This is a genomic window from Rhodoferax sp. (genome assembly GCF_010365055.1).
Taxonomy (GTDB): Bacteria; Pseudomonadota; Gammaproteobacteria; order Burkholderiales; family Burkholderiaceae_C; genus Rhodoferax.
The window spans coordinates 1-20,374 of sequence record NZ_JAAFHA010000072.1; the positions used below are offsets into that span (position 1 = coordinate 1).

General features: G+C 58.3%; 24 protein-coding genes. 3 read left to right on the top strand and 21 right to left on the bottom strand.

Features of this window, described 5'->3' with window-relative positions; genetic code table 11:
- Nucleotides 1-484 precede the first annotated feature (484 nt).
- From GZ093_RS14825 to GZ093_RS14920, 20 genes are all read right to left on the bottom strand, one after another.
- Entirely contained in the window at nucleotides 485-1,795 is a 1,311-nt protein-coding gene (locus tag GZ093_RS14825) for an NnrS family protein (protein ID WP_296487181.1), read from the bottom strand.
- A 250-nt stretch (nucleotides 1,796-2,045) separates the two neighbouring features.
- Complete coding sequence (locus GZ093_RS14830) at nucleotides 2,046-2,762, bottom strand: DUF6448 family protein (protein ID WP_296487183.1); 717 nt, start codon at nucleotides 2,760-2,762, stop codon at nucleotides 2,046-2,048.
- A gap of 20 nt (nucleotides 2,763-2,782) precedes the next feature.
- Nucleotides 2,783-3,409, bottom strand: coding sequence for a DUF6448 family protein (locus tag GZ093_RS14835; RefSeq protein ID WP_296487185.1), 627 nt, complete (start codon nucleotides 3,407-3,409; stop codon nucleotides 2,783-2,785).
- 338 nt (nucleotides 3,410-3,747) lie between these two features.
- Nucleotides 3,748-4,953: a lipid A deacylase LpxR family protein gene (locus GZ093_RS14840; protein ID WP_296487186.1), complete on the bottom strand. Its 1,206-nt coding sequence runs from the start codon at nucleotides 4,951-4,953 to the stop codon at nucleotides 3,748-3,750.
- Nucleotides 4,954-4,955: 2 nt separating this feature from the next.
- The gene (locus tag GZ093_RS14845) at nucleotides 4,956-5,201 is read right to left on the bottom strand and encodes an MBL fold metallo-hydrolase RNA specificity domain-containing protein (RefSeq protein ID WP_296487188.1); all 246 of its coding nucleotides are present in this window, start codon (nucleotides 5,199-5,201) and stop codon (nucleotides 4,956-4,958) included.
- A 65-nt stretch (nucleotides 5,202-5,266) separates the two neighbouring features.
- Nucleotides 5,267-5,980, bottom strand: coding sequence for a type 1 glutamine amidotransferase (locus GZ093_RS14850; protein WP_296487190.1), 714 nt, complete (start codon nucleotides 5,978-5,980; stop codon nucleotides 5,267-5,269).
- A gap of 68 nt (nucleotides 5,981-6,048) precedes the next feature.
- Nucleotides 6,049-6,456, bottom strand: coding sequence for a hypothetical protein (locus GZ093_RS14855; protein ID WP_296487192.1), 408 nt, complete (start codon nucleotides 6,454-6,456; stop codon nucleotides 6,049-6,051).
- 53 nt (nucleotides 6,457-6,509) lie between these two features.
- Nucleotides 6,510-7,097: a hypothetical protein gene (locus GZ093_RS14860; RefSeq protein WP_296487200.1), complete on the bottom strand. Its 588-nt coding sequence runs from the start codon at nucleotides 7,095-7,097 to the stop codon at nucleotides 6,510-6,512.
- Nucleotides 7,098-7,164: 67 nt separating this feature from the next.
- The gene (locus GZ093_RS14865; RefSeq protein ID WP_296487202.1) at nucleotides 7,165-7,617 is read right to left on the bottom strand and encodes a cytochrome C; all 453 of its coding nucleotides are present in this window, start codon (nucleotides 7,615-7,617) and stop codon (nucleotides 7,165-7,167) included.
- Between the two features lies 1 nt (nucleotide 7,618).
- Complete coding sequence (locus GZ093_RS14870; RefSeq protein WP_296487205.1) at nucleotides 7,619-8,746, bottom strand: ABC transporter permease; 1,128 nt, start codon at nucleotides 8,744-8,746, stop codon at nucleotides 7,619-7,621.
- A 10-nt stretch (nucleotides 8,747-8,756) separates the two neighbouring features.
- On the bottom strand, nucleotides 8,757-9,881 hold the full coding sequence (locus tag GZ093_RS14875) for an ABC transporter permease (protein ID WP_296487208.1): 1,125 nt from the start codon (nucleotides 9,879-9,881) through the stop codon (nucleotides 8,757-8,759).
- Nucleotides 9,878-10,834, bottom strand: coding sequence for an ABC transporter ATP-binding protein (locus tag GZ093_RS14880; RefSeq protein ID WP_296487211.1), 957 nt, complete (start codon nucleotides 10,832-10,834; stop codon nucleotides 9,878-9,880). Before GZ093_RS14880 ends, GZ093_RS14875 begins: the two co-directional genes overlap by 4 nt.
- Entirely contained in the window at nucleotides 10,831-11,769 is a 939-nt protein-coding gene (locus GZ093_RS14885; protein WP_296487213.1) for an ABC transporter ATP-binding protein, read from the bottom strand. Before GZ093_RS14885 ends, GZ093_RS14880 begins: the two co-directional genes overlap by 4 nt.
- Complete coding sequence (locus tag GZ093_RS14890) at nucleotides 11,766-12,629, bottom strand: HD-GYP domain-containing protein (RefSeq protein WP_296487216.1); 864 nt, start codon at nucleotides 12,627-12,629, stop codon at nucleotides 11,766-11,768. Before GZ093_RS14890 ends, GZ093_RS14885 begins: the two co-directional genes overlap by 4 nt.
- On the bottom strand, nucleotides 12,626-13,633 hold the full coding sequence (locus GZ093_RS14895) for an efflux RND transporter periplasmic adaptor subunit (RefSeq protein ID WP_296487219.1): 1,008 nt from the start codon (nucleotides 13,631-13,633) through the stop codon (nucleotides 12,626-12,628). The genes GZ093_RS14890 and GZ093_RS14895 overlap by 4 nt, the downstream gene beginning before the upstream one ends.
- Complete coding sequence (locus GZ093_RS14900) at nucleotides 13,633-15,144, bottom strand: TolC family protein (protein ID WP_296487221.1); 1,512 nt, start codon at nucleotides 15,142-15,144, stop codon at nucleotides 13,633-13,635. Before GZ093_RS14900 ends, GZ093_RS14895 begins: the two co-directional genes overlap by 1 nt.
- A gap of 34 nt (nucleotides 15,145-15,178) precedes the next feature.
- On the bottom strand, nucleotides 15,179-15,787 hold the full coding sequence (locus GZ093_RS14905; RefSeq protein WP_296487222.1) for a TetR/AcrR family transcriptional regulator: 609 nt from the start codon (nucleotides 15,785-15,787) through the stop codon (nucleotides 15,179-15,181).
- 371 nt (nucleotides 15,788-16,158) lie between these two features.
- Complete coding sequence (locus GZ093_RS14910; RefSeq protein ID WP_296487224.1) at nucleotides 16,159-16,635, bottom strand: periplasmic heavy metal sensor; 477 nt, start codon at nucleotides 16,633-16,635, stop codon at nucleotides 16,159-16,161.
- A gap of 1 nt (nucleotide 16,636) precedes the next feature.
- Nucleotides 16,637-17,095 carry a zf-HC2 domain-containing protein gene (locus GZ093_RS14915; RefSeq protein ID WP_296487227.1) on the bottom strand — a complete coding sequence of 153 codons (459 nt, stop codon included), beginning with the start codon at nucleotides 17,093-17,095 and terminating at the stop codon, nucleotides 16,637-16,639.
- Nucleotides 17,092-17,655, bottom strand: a complete 564-nt coding sequence (locus GZ093_RS14920; protein ID WP_296487229.1) for a sigma-70 family RNA polymerase sigma factor — start codon at nucleotides 17,653-17,655, stop codon at nucleotides 17,092-17,094. Before GZ093_RS14920 ends, GZ093_RS14915 begins: the two co-directional genes overlap by 4 nt.
- 284 nt (nucleotides 17,656-17,939) lie before the next feature.
- Between GZ093_RS14920 and GZ093_RS14925 the strand changes: the two genes are divergently transcribed.
- The 3 genes from GZ093_RS14925 (at nucleotide 17,940) to fdxA (ending at nucleotide 19,331) form a co-directional block, all read left to right on the top strand.
- Nucleotides 17,940-18,200 carry a DUF2249 domain-containing protein gene (locus tag GZ093_RS14925; RefSeq protein WP_011466403.1) on the top strand — a complete coding sequence of 87 codons (261 nt, stop codon included), beginning with the start codon at nucleotides 17,940-17,942 and terminating at the stop codon, nucleotides 18,198-18,200.
- Nucleotides 18,201-18,208: 8 nt separating this feature from the next.
- Nucleotides 18,209-18,817 (top strand): hypothetical protein, encoded by a 609-nt coding sequence (locus GZ093_RS14930; protein ID WP_296487233.1) that lies wholly within the window; start codon nucleotides 18,209-18,211, stop codon nucleotides 18,815-18,817.
- A gap of 190 nt (nucleotides 18,818-19,007) precedes the next feature.
- Nucleotides 19,008-19,331, top strand: coding sequence for a ferredoxin FdxA (gene fdxA / locus GZ093_RS14935; protein WP_296487235.1), 324 nt, complete (start codon nucleotides 19,008-19,010; stop codon nucleotides 19,329-19,331).
- A 231-nt stretch (nucleotides 19,332-19,562) separates the two neighbouring features.
- Here fdxA and GZ093_RS14940 read toward each other — a convergent pair whose 3' ends face one another.
- Nucleotides 19,563-19,997: a MarR family transcriptional regulator gene (locus GZ093_RS14940; protein ID WP_296487238.1), complete on the bottom strand. Its 435-nt coding sequence runs from the start codon at nucleotides 19,995-19,997 to the stop codon at nucleotides 19,563-19,565.
- Nucleotides 19,998-20,374: the final 377 nt, after the last annotated feature.

The window sequence follows — 20,374 nt, forward strand, 5'->3', positions numbered from 1 at the left end:
ATCAATCCACGGGTCAGTCACCTCTTTTTGTATTCAAATTCAAGTGCTTACGCTCGTGACCTCGACGTCATGCCGCTTATGTAAGTGCCATTCCCCTTAACGTCAGTCACCAGTACATGCATCAATGACTGCAATGGCTTGTGAAGCGGCCGCCTAACCATCAAGATGCTGGGATCAGCTTAGATACACTCATACACGAGAATAATTGCGCGCGCGCCGTGCACTTCAGGCACCAAAGTCCGACGGGATCACGGTGACAACAAACACAACAATCGCCCGGCTCAGTCTCTCGTCACGCCAGTCTGTTCTCGTCTTCAACTGACCCTCCATACGTACAAACGAATTACTGTTATGTGCAAAGTCAAAGCGCGCCAAATCCATCGTTTCTAGAAGACCTCTATTGTGTCAATTTTGATTTCCAACCCTGACAAAACCACCAAACCGACATGACAGATGGACCTGCAATCATTTTGAAAAATCTAGATTAACCAGGTCGACCATCCAGGCGGGGACGACCAAACCAGCGGCCGTACCGGAGCGCCCAACCTAGCGTGGCCGCTGTCCATGCCGCAATCGCCAGCAGAGTGAAAGGTGTGCCAACTGCGGGCCAAATTGCGGCCGTGACGCGCAGCAGCACGGCTGACTGCAGTATCCAGTACAAAGTCCAGGCTACGTCATCCGCGGCGACAGGTCGGCCACCGTGCCCACTGCTCACCCGCGTGGTCATCGCGAACATGGTGGCGCCTAGATAACCCATGGTCATGGCATGCAGAGGCGCAAGTCCCAGAGAGCGTGCTCCATCTGTCAGCGCCATCAGTGTGTGTGACAGGGCACTCAGCGCGAAGGAAATCCCCAACCACGTGAAGCCGCCGTGAAGCATGGCGATAAGTCGGATTTTCAGGCTCTGTACCAGAGCCCACCGTATCGCCAGCCCGAGCAATAGAAGGGAAGCTGGTAATTCGACGGCGACCTGGCCCCATCTCATGGCGGCTGAAAAAGGCCCTGACCACAACTCCGCTGCACTAAACGCGGCTTCCAGCCACAGAACAGTGACCATTACCCACAGCAACCACATCGGCCGCCATGCGTCGAGAAACGGAACTGCGCTGGCACCGAAGAACGGAATCATGCGGTGAGATACCACTGCGAATAGGGTCGCAATAAATGCCCATAACCCCATCTGCGTGGCGGTTCGCAGTATTAACTCCGAACCGATGGCCAGCGACACCGCCGCCGTCCACAACGCGATGGCGCCAACGCCACATGCGAATTCCACCAGGCGAGCGTGGATACGGTCAGGCACGTCGCTTCGTCGCACCATCATGGAGAATTTCACGCTCAGAACTGTCCAGCCTGCAGCGACCAATGTCATGCCTGCGCAGGACACCAGAGTGTAGGTATGAAAGCCGATCAGGACGAGGACCCAGCCAGTCAGCATGAATATCAAGCCAGGCAACAAACTACGCGCTGTGACTTCCTGCAGACGCAACCACTTGGGCCCGGCTGTGAAAAGAAACCCAGCGAAAAACAGTGGCATGAACCCCATGGTCATCAACAGCCCATGAGCTGCTGAAACCGGCACCGCCCAGAACAGTGCCGTGCCGAGAGTTCGGTTTACCAATATGATTCCCCACCATGCCGAACTCATCACCAGCATGAGCGCAGCCATAAAAAAGGCCAGGCGGTGGGGTGCAGCCAGGAGCCAGATCGGCCTCCAGGGTGGCGTCACGAGGCTGGCCCTCACTGCACGTGAAGTGTTGTTTACGGTAGCTGGCTTGATGACGTTTGGTTTCAATTTTTCTATCCTTCCGAGGCGAAGCCCTTCATAAAAATACTTGTGTCGATCTCCTGGAGGCTTTCCGGGATGACGTCTCATTCAAATTGACCAACTCATCCTTAACAATCAGCTGCAGGTGCGAAGCGTGGTCCGATGGAGTCAGGTTTTCCTGCAATATTCGCGCTCAGGCAACCCATGACCGGGTTGATTTGGAGCATGCCTGAACTCTGCGTCGCAATCAACCGTGCCCGGCTGATCGATGCCTCAGCTAATGCCCATGCCCGGCGTGATGCTGGTCATCGGCATGTGCGTGTCCCGCGCCTTGTGCGGCCTGCCATAGCCGCTCCAGGTAATGGACATAGGGAACATAGGCTTTGACATAGGCACGTCCCGCCTCGACGTCGTCCGGGTCGAATTTGCGGTGGCTCATTGCGGCGTCAAAATGCTTGTGTATGCCGTCGCGTATCGCGGCGGTCAACAGTCTCTCCACCTGTTCGACCGAGCCATGTTCGAGCGCCTTATCCGCAGCAGGAACCGCTGGGCCGAGATCGCGGCCGGCCGGCTGCAAGCCGCCAAAGGGCGCGCCTTCGCCAGCGCGATGGATGCGCACCAGTGTTTCAAAGAAATGCGTGTCGGCGAGCTCGCGCGCCTCTGCGCCGAGGTTGCGCACCGACCTCGCCTGGTCGAACACTTTCCGGATTTCGCCTTCGTCCTCGGTCTGCACCCAGGGCAGGACCAGGTTGACATTGCCGGTTTCAAGCGACTTTCGTGCCACCGTCACCACGGGCCCATCCAACCCATCGCAATGCCCAAGCGCCCAGGCCATTGCGAGACCGCCATTGCCCAGCCCAATGGCGTCCATACCTAGGCCATTGATGGCTTCATGCAGCCCGAAATACTGGGCCAAGGATTTCCATGTCAGGTAAAAGAGTCCGGCAAAGAGCGCCAACGAGATACGTGACTTCAATAGTCTCTGCAGTTTCATGACATTCTTCCTTAGTTGCTTTAGTGCTGATGGGCCGAGGCAGCGCCGTCCTGAGAGTCACCGTGCGCGAGAACTTCAGTGGCTTTGTAAATCCGCTCAACTGAATGGATATAGCCGACGTACGCCTTGACATACTCTTGTCCGCCGGCAACGTCGTCAACCTTGAAATCCCTCTTGGCGATAACGTCCTTGAATTGACCTCCGACGCTCTTGTGTACCGCCTGCGTCAGCAGGTTCGCCAAAGGTTGGACGGCGCCCGTTTCAAGCGCCTTGTCGCCGGCCACCACGGCTGGACCAAGGTCGCGGCCCGCAGGCTGGATCCCTGTGTAAGGCGCCCCTTCTCCGGCTCGATGCACGCGTACCAGCGTCTCGAAGAAGGAATAGTCAGCCATTTTCTTGGCATTAGGATTCAACTGCCGAACGTCGAGCGTCTTGCGAAACGCGTCTTTGATCTGCGCCTGATCAGAAGGCTGCACCCAGATCAAAACGCGATTGACGTTCCCGGTATCGAGCGCTTGTTGCGCTGCTTTGATCACTGGGCCGTCCACGCCATCGCAATGGGCGGATGCAGGCCCTGCTGCGAGCAGAAGTGCCGTTGAGAGGGTCGCCAGGACAGAAGCTTTGACTGTGATTTGTTTGAATTTCATGATGGTTAATTTTCCAGTGTTGGTTACGGACTTCGTTCTCTTCAAGGCCCGGTCTTGATGCGACTGGGCCTTACGTGAATAAACGAAGAAGTTGGAGATTTGTTCCAGTTTTTTTTGATCAGTAGCGCAGCGGTCGTATAGTCCGTCACGGCAGGCCGAGCATGACGTTGGCCATCAGGACCCGCCGTGCATCTCGCCATCACGGCGATCAAAGATCGTCAACGAAAGTGTTTGTGTCCATGGCAGCAGATCTGCGGCTGTGATTTCGACTGTTCATTCTTCAGCTTTCTTTGTTCGTCTAAACGGTGAATGGACGTAACCACAGTACGTTATACGTTTTAGAACTCAATGCTCAGCGCGACAGAGCCATAGGCCTGACGTGGCCCCTGTTCCTCATATTCCCGTGTGCGGTAGACACGCATCACGGCGAGCTTGACACCGTGTCCTGCGACACGGCCCTGAACGCTGACCCCGACCGCCGCCTGGACAACCCAGGGCTTGCGGGTCACACTGTGACTTGATTGAAAGAGATTGCCGTCGAGCGAAAAATCATGCAGGACGAGCTTCGTTTCGAGCGTGCCAAAAAGGTGAGCCCCCGCTCGGGGCCGGTTGACTGCGAACGCAACGTCGTCCGCGCCGCCGCGGATGGAAGCGGCGGATGGTGGACGGTTTTCGGCACCCGGCCTGATGGGATAGCTTCCGAAATCGTTCGGCAGATTCCACCCGAGTCGCCCCTCAATACCCACGGTCGCGGAAGTTTCGATATTGCCCAGTCGCAGCCCCAGTGAACGGATCGAATCGGCCGCGAATCCGGGCTGGATCGCGCCCGTTCCACGGTAGTCCCTGAATTTGCGATCCATCGCCAATTGCAGTGCAGGCTCATTCTTCAACTGGTTTTGCCATCCCAGAAATCTGTCGACGCCCATTACATCGTGCACCAGATCTTGTGTCGGTTGGGCAAGTGCCAAGGGGCCAATGACGCCCAAGGTGATCTCGCGCGTATCAAGTATTTCCGAGTTCCTCTGCGGTTCGTGGTGGCGCCGGTTCCACGACATGCCCACGTACAGCAAGCCCGCATAAGGTCTATCGTCCTCGATCAGGTCGGTCCTGGAAAAATCTTTTGGTGTGAACATGGATTGGCCAAATCTCACGACCACATTTTGGGTGTGTGCGGGGTCTTCGGCATCCGCCCAAAAACCAGGATTCACAAGCGTGATGAGTTTCGCCTGCAGTCGTACCGGTGCGGGCAGGCACTCGGGTTTGAGTTTTCCGACGATGTCGTGCGAGACGGCCGTGAATGCCACACCGTTCGTGTAGTTTTGATCAGTGCCGGTAAAGCGGTCGTTCTCCAGTCTGGCAGTGCCGCCCCGGAATCTGATGACCTCATCGGCCTTGCACGCCCCGGTACTGGAGGCATCGTCATTGCTGGCTTGTGCGTTGGCGGGAGTCATGCAAACCAGCAGCATGAGTAGCCAAGCGGCCTGGCTCAGACTGTACTTTTTCAGTCGCGGCATTGTGGTGGGAGGTAGATTGACTGCGCGCATGATTAATTCGGGGTCACGATATTCACTGCTGGTTTGCCGTCGTAAAACGTGTGCAGGACGCAGACAATTTCTTCCGCCGCGGCAGCTTCACCGTGAACCACAAAAGTTCGGGCTCGTGGCTTGTGAAATCCCGCTGTCCAGGCCAGAAGGGCGTGTTGATCAGCATGCGCCGAGAAGCCGCCGAGCGTGTGAATCGACGCCCGCACAGCAAAGCCTCCACCAAATATCCGGACTTCTGAAAAAGGCATTGACCGGTCTCGATGAGATGGCACGAACTCCGTCACGTCGCGCGCTGGGCGAAGAAAGGATATCTTCACATGGCTCCCCCACCGGCCGGGGCAGCCGTCAGCCGATCGAGCAACTCGCTCATGGCGCAATTGATGGCTTTGAACTGATGCGGGTTTGCAAGTATCTCTTGCGGCGACTGGATGAAGCGGCCTTTGACGACCTCATCGGCGCAGTGGGCGATGATTTGTTGGGCGTTGGCCGGCGTCGTTTCCAGGTGAAGCTGCAAGCCGACGATGCGCTCGTCGTAAACAAAGGCCTGATTCGCGCAACCGGGACTGCGTGAGACATGTACCGCGCCGGCCGGGATGTCAAAGGTATCTCCGTGCCAGTGAAAAACATCGATCTGCCGGGGGAATGCGGCAAACAGCCCGGGCTCGGACGCGGCCTGCGTCGCTTCGACCGGAAACCAACCGATTTCCCGGTCGGTATTGGCGTACACCTTCGCACCTAGTACGTCGGCGACGAGCTGTGCCCCAAGACAAACGCCCAGCAGGCGCCGGCCGGCGGCGATTGCCTGCTCGATGAAACGCTTCTCGTCGGCGAGCCACGGATAGCGGGCCTCTTCGTAAACATTCATGGGCCCGCCCATCACCACCAGCAAGTCCAGTGTTTCGACAGCCGGCAGGGGGTCGCCGCAGTAGAACCGCGTCGCGCCGAGCGTGTGCCCGCCGCGTTGCACCCAGTCCAAGATGTTTCCAGGCCCTTCAAACGGCACATGCTGCAGGTAATGTATGTGCATCGTGTTTCTCCTCGTTTTAGTGCTGGCGTTCGCACCGTGGCGAATGGCTGGTAGCGGCTTGCATCACGTCAGGTCATGCGCCGCATCAAGCCGCGCCAGGCAATGGCCGCAATCGTCGCCCACACCAAGGTTCGCAAGCTCATGGCGATCACGGTGCGCTGCTCGTAGGCTGCGCCGGAATAGACATGCACGCCGAAAGCCGCCAGGGTGAACGCGCTTGCCGCTGCGATGGTGACGGCCAGCCCCACCGCCCAGCGTTGGCGCAGCCACAGCCCGACACCAGCGACGACATAGGCGAAGCCCGCCAAAAAATTGAACCAGAGCACGAACGGCACATAGTTGCCGGCCGCGACGCGCGCCGCGTCGCCACCGAACAGGATCGTGCCGCCCTCTTTGATGGTCAGCAGGCCGAACCCGATCGCCACCAAGGAAATCGCCCAGATAGCAAGCCCGCGTTGTTGTTTGGATGTGGTCATGTGAACTTTCCTTTTTAATAGGTGTGTTGCTAAGAATTCGTCTTCGGCTGATGTCAATTCGACGGGGCGGCCATCCCTGCCCGGTACAGGGTGAAAATCTCGACTGCCTCGCGCAACAACAGCTCTCGCTGGTGAAAATCGGTATTCATTCTGATCGCCAAGCTCTGGATCATGCCGATAAACAGGCTAGCCGCGGTATGCGGTTCGATGTCGGACCGGATGAGTCCCTGGTGCCTGGCCCGTTCAATCATTCGGCAAAGGCGTGATTCGTACTGGTCGATGACCATTTGGATGCGTCGGCGAATACGGTTGTCGCTGCCTTGCGACAACCACCCCAGAAGTCGCTTGGAAACATCGGGGTGCTGCGCGATGAACCAGACCTGAAAATAGAAGCCGCGCTCCAGTTCGTGTAGCGGGTTTTGATCGTGCTGTGCCGAGCGTGTCAAGAGGCGCAGCAACCTTCCGCGCACTCGGGAAATGAGGTGATCCTGAGCGCCGTGGCTGTCCAGCTTCGACGCAAGCAGTGCTTTCACGGCTGCGTCGGCGAGGTTTTCCTGATCGGCAAACAGGTAGTGACGGGTGGTTTCGTGCCATTTTTCCAATTGCGTCTTCTTGGACTTATTGGTTTCATCAGTATTCATGATTGATTTCCTGCTGTGCCGTTAAGGCCGTACGGAGCTGTGAAGAAAGCGCCCGCATGACAATGAATCACTGAACGACCTCTTTCTTGCCGTAAAAATGCGCCACAAAGGGTTTACGGAATTCGCTGTGGCAGTTGTAGCAGTTGGTCTGGAGCTTCTGAAAGGCCAGAATGACGCCCGGGCCGCTCTTGGCCTTTGCCGCATTGCCCACCGCCTGCGCTTGGTCGTGGGTTTCACCGTCATAGACCTTGTACTTGGCCATGTCGGTGCCGACGAAGCTCATGATTCGGATTTTCTCGGAGAAAGGTGGCTGGGGATGATCGGCGATCAGCGGGGCGGTTTTCTCCACCAGTGTCCAGTCCTCGCGAGAAATTCCATCAGTGACGACCTGCATGTTCTTGCCCAGGTCTTTCATGACCTTCTGCAGGACGAGCGGCTCGGTCGCTTGGGCGCCGGTTGCGGCGAGCACAAGGCAAGCCGAAGAGGCAAGATTAAGAATAAGGTTACGAGTGTCTTTCATGTCAGACCATCCTTTTCTGGAAACGAAGTGAACTAATGAGCAAAAGCGCGGTGCCCAGCACCGCCAGGGCCGCGAACTGGGGCCACAGGATTTCCAAGCCGCTGCCTTTGAGAAAGATGTCCCGGATGATGGCCAGAAAGTAGCGCAGCGGGTTGAGATAGGTGAGCCACTGGGCTGGCTCCGGCATATTCGAAATCGGGAACATGAAGCCGGACAGCAACACCGCCGGGAGATAAAAGAAAAACGATGACATCAGTGCCTGCTGCTGGGTCTGGGAAATGGTGGAAATGAACAGCCCGATGCCGATGGTGGACATTAGATACAGCCCGGACCCGAGCAGCAGCAACCCCAGGCTGCCTTGGATCGGTACGTTGAACCAGTTAATACCGATAAAAGTGACCACCAGCACATCGATGAAGCTGATCAACACGAACGGCAGGGTCTTGCCGAGGATCAGTTCGAATGGCCGGATTGGCGTCACCATTAACTGCTCCATAGTGCCGATCTCGCGCTCGCGCACGATCGCCATGGCGGTGAGCAGCAGGGAGATCAGCAAAACCACCACGGCGATCACGCCGGGGACGTTGTAATAACGGCTCTTCAGATCGGGGTTGAACCAGGCGCGCGCGCGCAACTCGATGGGGTCGGCCTGCGGCTGCGCCAGTTGGGTCAGCTCGCCCGACATGATGCGCGTACGGGAAAACTCCTGGGTGATGCGCTGGGCATAGTCCATCGCCACCGTGCCCGTATTCGAATCGGTGCCGTCGATAATCGTCTGGATTGCCGCCTGACGTCCCGATTTCAGGTCGTCGGCGAAGCCGTGGTTGATCTGGATGCCGATGGTGGCCTTGCCCCGGTCGAGCAGTTCGCCCAGCCTTTCAGGTTCGTTGGTGTTGTGCACCACGGTGAAATAGCCGGAAGCCGTAAAGCGCTCGATCAGCGCGCGGCTCTGTGGGCTCTTGTCGAGGTCGCACACCGCGGTCTTGATGTGGTCCACGTCGGTAGTCACAGCGTAACCGAACATGATCAGCTGGATCACCGGCATGACGAAGATCAGCGCCTTCATGCGCGGGTCGCGCAGCACCTGGATGAATTCCTTCACCAGCATGCGATAGATTCGTTCCCACATAATGCCTCCGTCAGGCCAGTTTTTTGCGGAACTTGCCCAGAGCGACGGCGAACACCGCCCCCGCGAACAGTCCGAGGAAAATCAGGTCGCCCGCCACGAAAGAAGGTGGGCTGGCCTTGAGAAAAATGTTCTTCAGCACCTCGACGAAATAGCGCGCTTGCACCACGTGGGTGACTACCTGCAAAAAGCGCGGCATGTTGTCGATGGAGTAAAGAAAGCCGGAGAGCAGAAAGGCGGGCAGGAAGGTCACCACCATCGCCAGCTGGCTCGCCACCAGTTGCGATTTGGCGATGGTGGAAACCATGATGCCGAGGCTCAGCCCCCCCACCAGGAACATCGCGGTGACGCCGAGCAGGAAGAGGAAGCTGCCGCGCAGCGGCACATCGAACACCCATACCCCCATCGCCACCGAAAACAGCACGTCCAGCACGCCGATCACGAAATAGGGTGCCATTTTGCCGAGGAACAGTTCGATCGGCTGCACCGGCGTGGCGATCAGCTGTTCCATGGTGCCGCTCTCCCACTCGCGCGAGACTGTAAGCGAGGTGAGCAGCGCGGTGATCACCGTCATGATCACGGCGATCAGACCGGGGATGATGAACCAGCGGCTTTTCAGCTCGGGGTTGTACCAGACGCGCAGACGGTTATCCACGGCGAGCTCGACCTTGCTGCCCAGGTGCGTCGTGCTGTAGCGGTTGGTGATGGCCTCGGCGTAGCCCATGGCAATGGTTGCGGTATTGGCGTCCGAGCCGTCGGCGAGCAGTTGCACCTGCGTCGTTCGCCCTTGCTCCAAGTCGCGCGCAAAGTGCGGCGGGATCACTAACGCCAAGTGCGCCTTTCCCTGGTCGAGCAACGCACGCGCGCCGGCGTAGTTTCCCACTGCCGCCACCACGCTAAAGTAGCTGGAGGCCGGGAAGCCTTCCAGGTAATTGCGGCTGGCGGCGCTCTTGTCCTGGTCGTAAACGACGAGGTTGAGCGTCTTGATGTCCATGGTGATGGCATAGCCGAACAGGATCAGCAGGATCAGCGGCATCAGGAACGCCATCGCCAGGGAGCGCGGGTCGCGGATGATATGGATGAATTCCTTTTTCACCAGCGCCCACAGCCGGATCCAGGAAAATCCGGGTTTTTTCATGTCTTTTCTCCTTGCGCGCGCTGGCGGTCATCGAGTTCGATCAGAGAAACGAACACGTCCTCCATCGAGGGGGGGACTTGTTTGATGGACTGCACGGCGAAGCCTTGCTGCACAAGGAAGTCTTTCAGTGCTACGCTTGCCGTGACCGCATTGCCGACCACGGCATGCAGGGCGTCGCCGAACAGGGCAACCTCCTGTGTCAGCTTCGAGGCTTCCAGTTGTTCCAGCGCATCGAACGGGCGTTCCACGTGAATTTCCAGAATATCCTCGGGTATCAGGGTCTTGAGATCGGCGGGTTTGCCCTTGGCGATCATTTTTCCGTGGTAAATCAGCGCCAGCTCATCGCAGTATTCAGCCTCCTCCATGTAGTGGGTGGTGACGAAAACGGTGGTGCCACCATGCGACATCTGTGCGATCAGGTCCCAGAACTGGCGCCGTGAGAGTGGGTCCACGCCCGAGGTCGGCTCGTCGAGAAACAGTATCTGTGGTTCGTGCAGCACGGCGCAGCCCAAGGCCAGGCGCTGTTTCCAGCCGCCGGCCAGCGAGCCGGTGCGGTTGTTGCGCTTGTCCCTTAGACCCGCCATCTCCAGCACCCAGTCCTTACGCGCCTTGCGATTGGCCTTGGGCACGTTGTAGATGCCGGTGTAGAAGTCGATGTTCTCCTCCACGCTGAGGTCATCGTAGAGCGAAAATTTCTGCGACATGTAGCCGATGTGCCGCTTGATGGTTTCGGACTCAGTCATAACGTCGAAGCCCGCCACCCGGCCTTCGCCGGAACTGGGCAACAGCAGGCCGCACAGCATGCGGATGGTGGTGGATTTGCCGGCGCCGTTGGGGCCGAGAAAGCCGAATACCTGGCCTCTTTCCACAGTGAGCGAAATATGGTCGACGGCGACGAAATTGCCAAATACCCGGGTCAAGTCACGCACTTCCACGGCGGATTCCGCACTCATGTCGTCGTCTCCTCTTTGTTTCGAGTAAGTTGATAAATGAACACGTCCTCCAGCGACGGGGTGATGATGTTTTCGCCCAGTACTGAGATGGTGGCCTCGCGCAACACGGTGCGAGCCTGCTCCGCCTCCCCCTCGTCTGCGGCGTAGAGATGCAACTTGCCGCCGAACAGGCTCACGCGATTGGAACCCAGCCGGGTGGCGAGCGCCTCCCGTGCGACGCGGGGTTGCGCCGTTTCCAGCTCCAGCAGCAGGCCAGGGATGCCTTCCTTGAGTCTTTGTGGCGTATCGCACTGAATCAGGCGACCTTCGTGCATCAGACCAACACGGGTGCAGCGCTCCGCTTCGTCGAGGTATGCGGTAGAGACGAAGATCGTCACCCCTTCCTTGAGCATGGCGTAGAGAATGCGCCAAAAGTCGCGCCGCGACACCGGATCGACGCCGTTGGTGGGTTCGTCGAGGAACAGGATTTCCGGTTTGTGGATCAGGGCGCAGGCCAGGCCAAGTTTCTGTTTCATGCCCCCCGAGAGATCACGCGCCAGGCGCTTTCTGAACGGGGTGAGGTTGGAGAAGCCGAGCAGACGCTCTTCCTGCGGCACGCGCTCGCTTCGTGGTACTTCGTACAGGTCGGCGTAGAAACGCAGGTTTTCCTCTACCGTGAGGTCACCGTACAGGCCGAAGCGCTGCGACATGTAGCTGATACGGGACTTGATCTCCTCCTCGCCGCCCTGGATGGAAAAGCCCGCCACCGTCGCACTGCCCTCACTGGCAGCGAGAATGCCGGTCAACATGCGCATGGTGGTGGTCTTGCCGGCACCGTCCGGTCCCACCAGACCGAAAATTTCGCCGCGCCTCACTTCCAGATCGAGGCCTCGCACCGCCCACATTTCGTCGAAGGCACGGCCGAGGCCACTGACCTGAATAGCGATATCGTTCATGGCATTTCTGCGTGTGCCGCGAACAGGGCGTCGCGGGCAAGTTTTCTGGTGATCACGGCGACAACCTTTGGGTCGAAATGGCTGCCTGCAACCTGGGTAATTTCATCCAACGCCCGGTCCACGCTGACGCCATGGCGGTAGCTGCGATTACTGCTCAAGGCATCGAATGCGTCAGCCACTGCGATAATGCGTGCCGCGAGGGGGATATCCGCGCCGCACAGTCCGTCCGGATAACCGCTGCCGTCGAAGCGCTCGTGGTGATGACGCACCGCCGTGGCGTGGCGGCGAAGCGACGGCATCGACTGGAGGATTTCAGCACCGATGGCGGGGTGGTTCTGCACCACGGCGAATTCATCGATAGTGAGACGCTCCGGTTTAGTTAGTATGTGGTCGGGAATCGCGATCTTTCCCAGGTCGTGCAGCAGTGCCGCCTCGCTAACTGAATCCACCTCGGTTTCCTGCAGTCCCATCGACTCGGCAATCAGGCGCGTGTAATGCGCCACTCTGCGTCCATGGCCGCCGGTATAGGTATCCTTGAGCGAGAGCGCGCTATCGTAGGCGTGCAGGATCGATTCATAGCCCCGCCGTTTTTCGGCCATCAGACCGGTCACCAGGCGCCGGTTCGCGCGCAGCAGGAGCATCCAAAGCGACAGGGTCAGCAGCAGGTAAATTACGCCGCGCAGCAGCAGGGGCATGAATCCATAGCGATCGACCATACTCAGATTAATAGCCGCCGCTTCGCCCGCCACCACGATCACCGCACCGAAAAATACATAGAGCAGCAACGCGTAGCGGTCGCGGCGCTGCAGGCGCTGCAGTATCTGCCGGTCATGTCCGAAGAGGCTGACTGGAGGGATCACCGTGCAGTCCCATCCGCAGTAGAGGCGATGTAAACGTCAGCCGGCATGCCGGGCTTGAGCGCGCCGTCGCGGTTGTCCAGAGTCACGTTTACTGCGAACACCAGCTTCACCCGTTCTTCCTGGGTCTGCACGTTCTTGGGGGTGAACTCCGCCTGCGACGAGACATAGCTCACGCGGCCATCGAATTCCCGGTCGGGGAAGGTATCGACCTTGATCTTGGCGGCTGCGCCAAGACGCACCTTGCCGATCTGGTTTTCCGGGATGTAGACCCGTACCCAGGGCTTGGAAATATTGGTGACTGTCACCACCGGGCGCCCCGCTCCCAAGGTTTCGCCCACCTCCGCATGGGTGCGGGTGACCACGCCATCCAACAAGCTTTTGACCTGCAGATCCTCCCGGGCGACGCGAGCGGCTTCGACAGCGGCCTGCGCTTCACCGAGCTGCGCCCGTGCGGCGTTAATGGTCTCGGGGCGATAGCCGCTTTGCAGCAGTTTGAGCCGTTCCTGTGCAGCGCGGTGCTGCTCTGTCGCCACAGTGGCGGCGGTGTGATCCTTGTCGCGCCGCTGCTGGCTGATGGCACCGCCACTGAAGAGCGCTTCGGAACGCGCCGCTTCCCCTTTTAGATTGGCCAGATTGGCGCGGGCCTGGTCGGTTTGCGCACGGGCCTCGGCGATCTCCTGCGGGCGGTAACCCTGCTCCAGATCTTTGAGTCGCGCCTGGGCGGCCTGTTGAGCCGCTTCCGCCTGGTGCAGCCGGGCGACAGACTCGCGCTCGTCGAGTGCGGCCAGCAGTTCGCCCGGCTTGACGCGGCTGCCTTCCGCCACCGGCCGACTATGCAAGATGCCGGGCACGCGGAAGGAGACTGCGATTTCGGTGGCATCCATCGTGCCCGAGGCGAATACCGTGCCGTCGTCCGACTGCGTTGCCCAAGGCGCGAAATACCACAGTGCGGCGGCCGCAACGCCCAAGCCCAAAATGCCGACGATTGCTATTTTTTTGTTCATTACCTTGCTCCTTGCTGGATAGAGTGCCCCGGATGATCCGTTGCGGTGAGCTTTTGATGGGGTGAAATGCCGACACTGGCTTTCTGGGCGATCGACTCGCCGCCGCAGGTCGTTCCGCAGCCGTGCCATGAGAGATATTGGGTGAGGATGTACGAGTCAACGTCGGATGAAGAATGCTCCGCACCAGATTTTTTGTCCCCGACCGCGGGCCTGAAACTGTCTGGCGCGAGCTCGCCGATGGCGCGCAGCAGTCTCGCCTGGCTCACGGTAATGTCATACCCTGCCTGGAGACGGCTCGCGGTGGTGGACCAGTGGGCGGATTCGGCGCCGAGCAGGTCGGTGATAGTGTTCTCGCCGCTGTGGTAACGCAGGGTTTCGATCCGCAGCGCTTCACTGGCTTCGCTTTCTCCCTGGGTAGCAGCTTCCAGCCGGGCGCGTGATTCGGACAGGGCACCGAAAGCCTGTTCGACTTCGCTGACCAGGCGGTTGCGGGCGTCCTCCTGTTGCAAAGCGTTTTTCTGCTGTTCGAGACCTGCCTGATCCACCCGGTGCTTGCGGATATCACCGTCAAACAGCGGCAGGGACAGTTGCACGCCGATCTGCCAATCGTAATACCCATTCCAATTGCCGCTGGCAGACTCTTGCACCTTTGTCACTAGATTGATTTGCGGTAAGCGGTCGCCGCGGGCGATGGCGGTTTTCTGCTGGGCAGCCTTGCCCAAGGCATCAAGCCTGAGAATATCTGGCCGCTGCTGCAGGGCGCGGCCGATAGCCTCTTCAGCCGAGACAGGCAGAACCGGCGCGGTTGCGCCCAGATTGGACAGAATCGGTGCCGAGCCGCTCTCACCCAGCAACGCGGCCAGCAGCGACAGCGCATCTTTCTCGGCCTGCGTGACAGACACCTTGTCGTAACGCGCCTGAGACAACTGGGTCTGGAGTCGAATCAACTCAAGCCGGGCGGCGCGCCCCTGCTGGATACGCAATCCGATGTCCCTTTCCTCCTGCTGCAGCGCCTGGATTCGGACATCCAGCACCTTTGCGAGTTGGCGGAAATGCAGCGCCTTGGTATAGGTGGCGGCGACATTGAACAGCAGGTCCTGCCCACCGGCACGCAACGCCTGGACGGAAGCCTCGCGGTTGTGCGTGGCCAGCGCCTCGCCGGCCACCAACTTGCCACCGCTGTAGAGAGGCAGATTCAGTGCCAGGCCAATATTGGCAATAGCCGTGTCCATGGGCGGGAAGACGCCGACCTCGCGAATCGGCGTAACGAAGGTGGGATAGGCGTAGCGGGTGTAAGCCGCGCTCAAGTCGACCTTGGGCAAATGCTGGCTGCGGGCGATATCCTGCTCCAGCGTTTGCCTGCTGACTTCAACGCGCTGGCTTTTGATTGCCGGGTTGGATTGCACGGCACGGTCCATCGCTTCCCACAGGGGCAATGGATCCGCCGCAACAACCGCTTTTACGGTGGAAAAAAGAAAGGTAAACAGCAGCAGCCGTGACAAGGGTTTCATAATCGTATCCATTCTGGTCTGGACCGGAATTTCTTCATTGCTTGCTCCTTAAACCACGTTGAAAAATTGCGTAAACACCCGGCGCATCAATGCGCATGCGCTGGATGTCGCCGGAGAGCATGGACTGCATCACCAGGCCCTGAATGCTCCCGACGAACAGCGTCGCCGCGGCGTGGGTGTCCACCTCCAGCGTGATCTCGCCTGTGGTCTTACCGTGCTCGACGAGGGCGCGTACGCGGGCGGCGTAGCGTTGGGTCAACGTTTGGACCGCGTACTTGGCCGGCGTGGAGTCGGCGTTTTGCAATTGACCGAACATCATCCGGGGCACGCCGGGGTGTTCAACCACGAAATCGACATGACCCATGAACATGGCCTGCAACGCCGCTAATGGCGAATCGATGCCTTTTGCTGCGCTGTCGACCCGCGCTAACAGCCGATCCGCGACCCATTCCATGACGGACTGCCAAATGGCATCTTTGGTTGGAAAGTGGCGAAAAATAGACCCTTGAGTCAGATTCATGTGCTTGGCGATGGCGGCAGTCGTGATGTCGCTCGGATTTTGCGAACCGGCCAGTTCAATGACGGCTTCAACGGTGACAACCCGTCTTTCTTCGGCGGGCAGATGTTTTGTAGGAATATTCATAGTTTCTTCTCAAATAAATATGAAGATAGTAATTAATTACTACTTTAGCAGAATCTGAAAATCACGTCAATTCCGGTTTGTGCGCTACCAAGCTTGGTGACACAACGAGTTGGGGCCGCGTTAGCGGCCCCATTAGCGGCCCCGTCGAGCCGCATTGAGACGCTCTCAGTTTGAAAGCCCCCGGCTTTGCCTGGGATCGTTACTCTCCAGTGTCAAAAACGGACTTTTTTCTGATCTTGACCCGGTCTTGATTCGATCTGGCCTTATTTGGAGAAACGAAGCAGTTGGAGATTTATTCCACGATTTTTCGATTCAGAGTGCATTCACCACTTCAAGCCCCTCTGGACCCGAGCAATCGGCGCTGGTGCGGATCAGCGTGCGTGCAGTTGCGGCGTGCCGACTGCGCTGCGCGGATACTGCTTTAGCAGCAGGTCGGCCAAGGCGAGCCGCTGCTTCGCGTTCAACATCTCTCGCTCTTTGATCAGTTGCTCAATGACGCTGCGCTGCTGCGCCTCCTGCAGCATGAAGATTGCAGCGCGCTCGCGCTCAACGACTGACGCATCGGGCTGCGCAGAGAAAATCTCGCGCACCAGACGTTCGCGGTGAATCTGGATTTCGCTGCCGACATCTTGGAGTATCTTGACGAAGTCTTGCTCCATCGAATGCCAGCGCTCAATTTGCGGGCCATCGAGCTTTAAATAGTCCGGAACGCGTTCGTGACCCATCCCGAAGAAGGCCAGTTCTGTCGCGCCTTGCGCGCGCCAGACCTGAAACCACGCGCCGGCGAGTACGCCCACGTTGACCAACAGCGAGATCGCGAGTAGTAGATAAATCCAGTAGCGTTTCATGTCAGCGACCTATTGAATTGCAGGCTTGCAGGGCCGGGCACAAAGCGCCCGGAGGGATTGCGGTAAAGGCAGCCATCTGCAGCGCCGCAGGTTGGGCCGTGATCTGCGACCCCAGCATCAGTGTGCCGCCCAGATAGACGCCGAGCGAAAGCGAGAGGGCGCCGCCGAGCGTCGCGGGTGCGAGCTGCCACCAACGCCAGCGTTGCGGCTTTGATTTTGGCCCTGGAACGCCCGCGGCGGCGATGCGGCAATCCACCAGAAAGGCGAAATCGACGTTGGGCGTCACCTCTGGCAATGCGGCAAAGGTGGTGCGCAACTGCCTGAACTCGGTCAGCACCGGCGCACAGAGCGCGCAGCCGGCGACGTGTGCATCGAGCGCAAGGCGAGCGGGTTCGGCTAGTTCATCGTCGACCAGGGCAGATATCGCCTCTGTTCTTGGACACTTCTCGGCAGAGCTCATGACCGACTCCTTAAGCGAATTTCAAGCAAGGCAGCTCGCGCTCGGGCCAACCGCGACTTCACTGTCCCCTCGTTCAGGGACAGCACACTTCCAATTTCTTCGTAAGACATTTCTTCCACCTCGCGCAACAAAAGTATTTGCCGATGTTCCGGCGCCAGCTTCTTCAGGCTCACGTCCAGCTGACGCACTTCCTGCGAGACCTGTGCCTGGTGTTCTGGATCGGGCTCGGAACCGGGCGCATCAAACGAGTCCTCCAGCGGCACGAATTCGATCAACTTCCGGTGCCGCAGGACATCGAGCGCAGTGTTGTTCGCGATCCGCAACAGCCAGGTACGGAATTGAGCCTCGGGGCGCCACTGCGGCAGCGCCTGCCAAACCTTGATAAACGCTTCCTGCGTCAACTCCATCGCTTCGTCGTGAGACCCCAGCATGCGCAACAGATAGCGGTAGACCGACTTCTGATGACTGCGCACCAGTTCAGAAAATGCTTTCCGGTCGCCCGCTCGCGCACGGCTTACCCAGTCATCTTCGGAACCATCGGAGGTCAGCATATCAATCATTCAATTTCATAAACGAATGGCGTCAGAAAAAGTTCCTTGAGATGACTGAGCGTCTATCCCATCAATGCGGCAGGGGTTAAGGGATTGACCCTCACCGTAAGAAGTATTTAAAATGCATCTTTAAGGCAATGCAAGTATATGAGCATGTTTCTCGATTGTCTGTTCCATCCGCGCGCGCATTGCACAGTTAGCCCGGCAATCGCGAGCGTTTCTTCCCGCAACGGGTCCTGCTGCGCCAAGAGCAGCAGGGCTATTACTTTTTCCCAACCACAAGAGGTTTCACCATGAGTTCCTGCGCTACCAACCACGTCACCCCCGAAGCCATCTATCCGTTCGATGCGCGCGGCGTTGCCAAGCGTTTCCGTCATGCCGCCATTTTTGGTGCGCTTGATTCACTGCAACCCGGCGAGACCATGCGCTTTTGCAATGACCACGATCCGATTCCGCTGTTGAACCAACTCGTCGCCCGGTACGGCGATGCCGTTTCCATTGAGTACGTGCAACGGGAGTCAGGCGCCATCGTGATCGACTTCGCCTGTCTTTGAGGAGTTCCATGAATTTCCCTGATTTTTTCGATCAGGTGCCGCGCATCACACTGCGCGATCCGCTCGCTGATTTACTCGGATCCGTCACTGGCGGGCTAATGAGCTATGGCTACGGAGATGCGGTGCGGCTAGCCGGCCATTCTTGCCCGAGGGTTGCCTCGGCCTACTGGCTCGGCGTGCGCGCCATCAAGACCTTGTACGGCGACGACATGCCCACACGCGGGGCCATCCAGGTGAGCTTGCGCGACCCACTTGAGACCGGCACCGCCGGTGTGGTCGCCAATGTGCTGGGCTTGCTCACCGGGGCCGCCAGCGGCGGCGGCTTTGCCGGCATTGGTGGCCAGTTTGTGCGGCGCGGTCTGCTGCAGTTCAACGTGGATATCGAGGCCGAGCTTCGTTTCACGCGAACCGACACCGGCCAGGTCGTGCTGGCCCAAGCCTATCCGCACCGCGCACCGGGGGACCCACAAACCATGCGCCTGATGCAGCTTTGCCTCTCAGCTCAGGCCACAGACGAACAACGCATTGAATTTGGACGCATGTGGCAGCAACGCGTGCAGCGCATCCTGCTCGACCATGCATGGGACGATACCGTATTTGAGCTCAAGGCTGCCTGAGTACAACAGCAGGGCCGCATCTGCCACACGGCGTGAGCTTCACAACCACGATTGAAGGCACGCAATAACGCACCATGACACGCGCTGAGCAAGCTCCCACCAAGTGGCAAGAACAGGTTCGGCAACGCGTCATCTTGACCCGCAACGCTTGCTCCGCCGGAGCATGCTGCTTGAATGAAGGAGAAAAATCATGACGTTCGTTGTCACCGAGTCCTGCATCAGCTGCAAATATACCGACTGTGTCGATGTCTGCCCGGTGGATGCCTTTCGTGAGGGCCCCAACTTTCTGGCAATTGATCCGGACGAGTGCATTGACTGCGCGGTCTGTGTGCCAGAGTGCCCAGTCAACGCCATATTTTCCGAAGAGGATGTACCCGCCGACCAGCAGGACTTCATCGCATTGAATGCAGAACTCGCGCCAAAGTGGAAAACCATCACCCGAACCAAGGCGGCTCTTCCTGACGCTGACAAATGGGCGTCCATGACGGCCAAACGGGCTGAGCTCAAGCGTTGATGCACCGTAAGCTACCGCTGCAACAACACTTGTCCAAAATCGTGATCAATCGTTGGCATCGCACTCCAATCATGACGACTCACGCCACTGTCGATTTGCAGGATAAGACCTAGCAAGTTTTAATTTTTTTCGGTAAATACATCACATCATGATATAAATGGCTAGACTGGACGAAGTCGGGTATGCGTCATGGGCCAATCGATTGTGCCATTGAGGCATATCGAGCCTGGTTTATGCGTGGTGAAAAGCCCTTACATCGGGGACGACGAAACGCCCACGCAAGGACAGCAACCCAGTTCGGTGTAACTGCGCAAGTTCAGTGAGCACTTTTTCACCAGCCTCCAATAGGTGAATTTCGATCCGTCGCCCATCTTCAGAGGAGCGACGGCGTTCGACAAATTCCAGCTTCTCGCAACGCGAGATCAGTGCGACCACTCCATGCTGTTGCGCCTGCAGGCGCTCCGCGAGTTCTCCGACGGTTGCCCAGTCGCGACCGGGGTAGCCTTTGACATGCAGCAGCAGCAAATACTGTAAAGGCGTTAGGCCATGCTGGCGCGTCACCTCCTCGCTAAAGCGCTCGAACTTGCGGATCTGGTAGCGAAAATCGGACAGTATTTCAAAATCATGTTTATTGAGGGCGAGAGCTTTTGGTTTCGGTGCAGCCATATCGATCCTAAGTCGGCGTGAGCAAACATTCTCTCATCCCCTCCCTATCAATGGGTCGAAGCGGGCCAGTTGCGGGCTATGTCTGAATTAACTGTTGAAAATGCACTGCTCCCTGCCTAAAGTTGATCTGACGTCACCAAACGTGGAGGCGCAACATGGGCCATAGCGACTTTATCAAGCTTCTCGGACAACTGGCATCTTTGACCCAACAGCAGAGGGTGCAGATGCGAAGTGCCTTGGATGATCTCCCCAATACAGCACCAGTGCAGTTGCCGGCGTACTTCTAGTACCGTGACATGTAAATAACGAAACATGATTACACTCCGTATATCGCCAAATGGCATATGGAGAAGTAGTCATGCGTCAGACCGAATTGC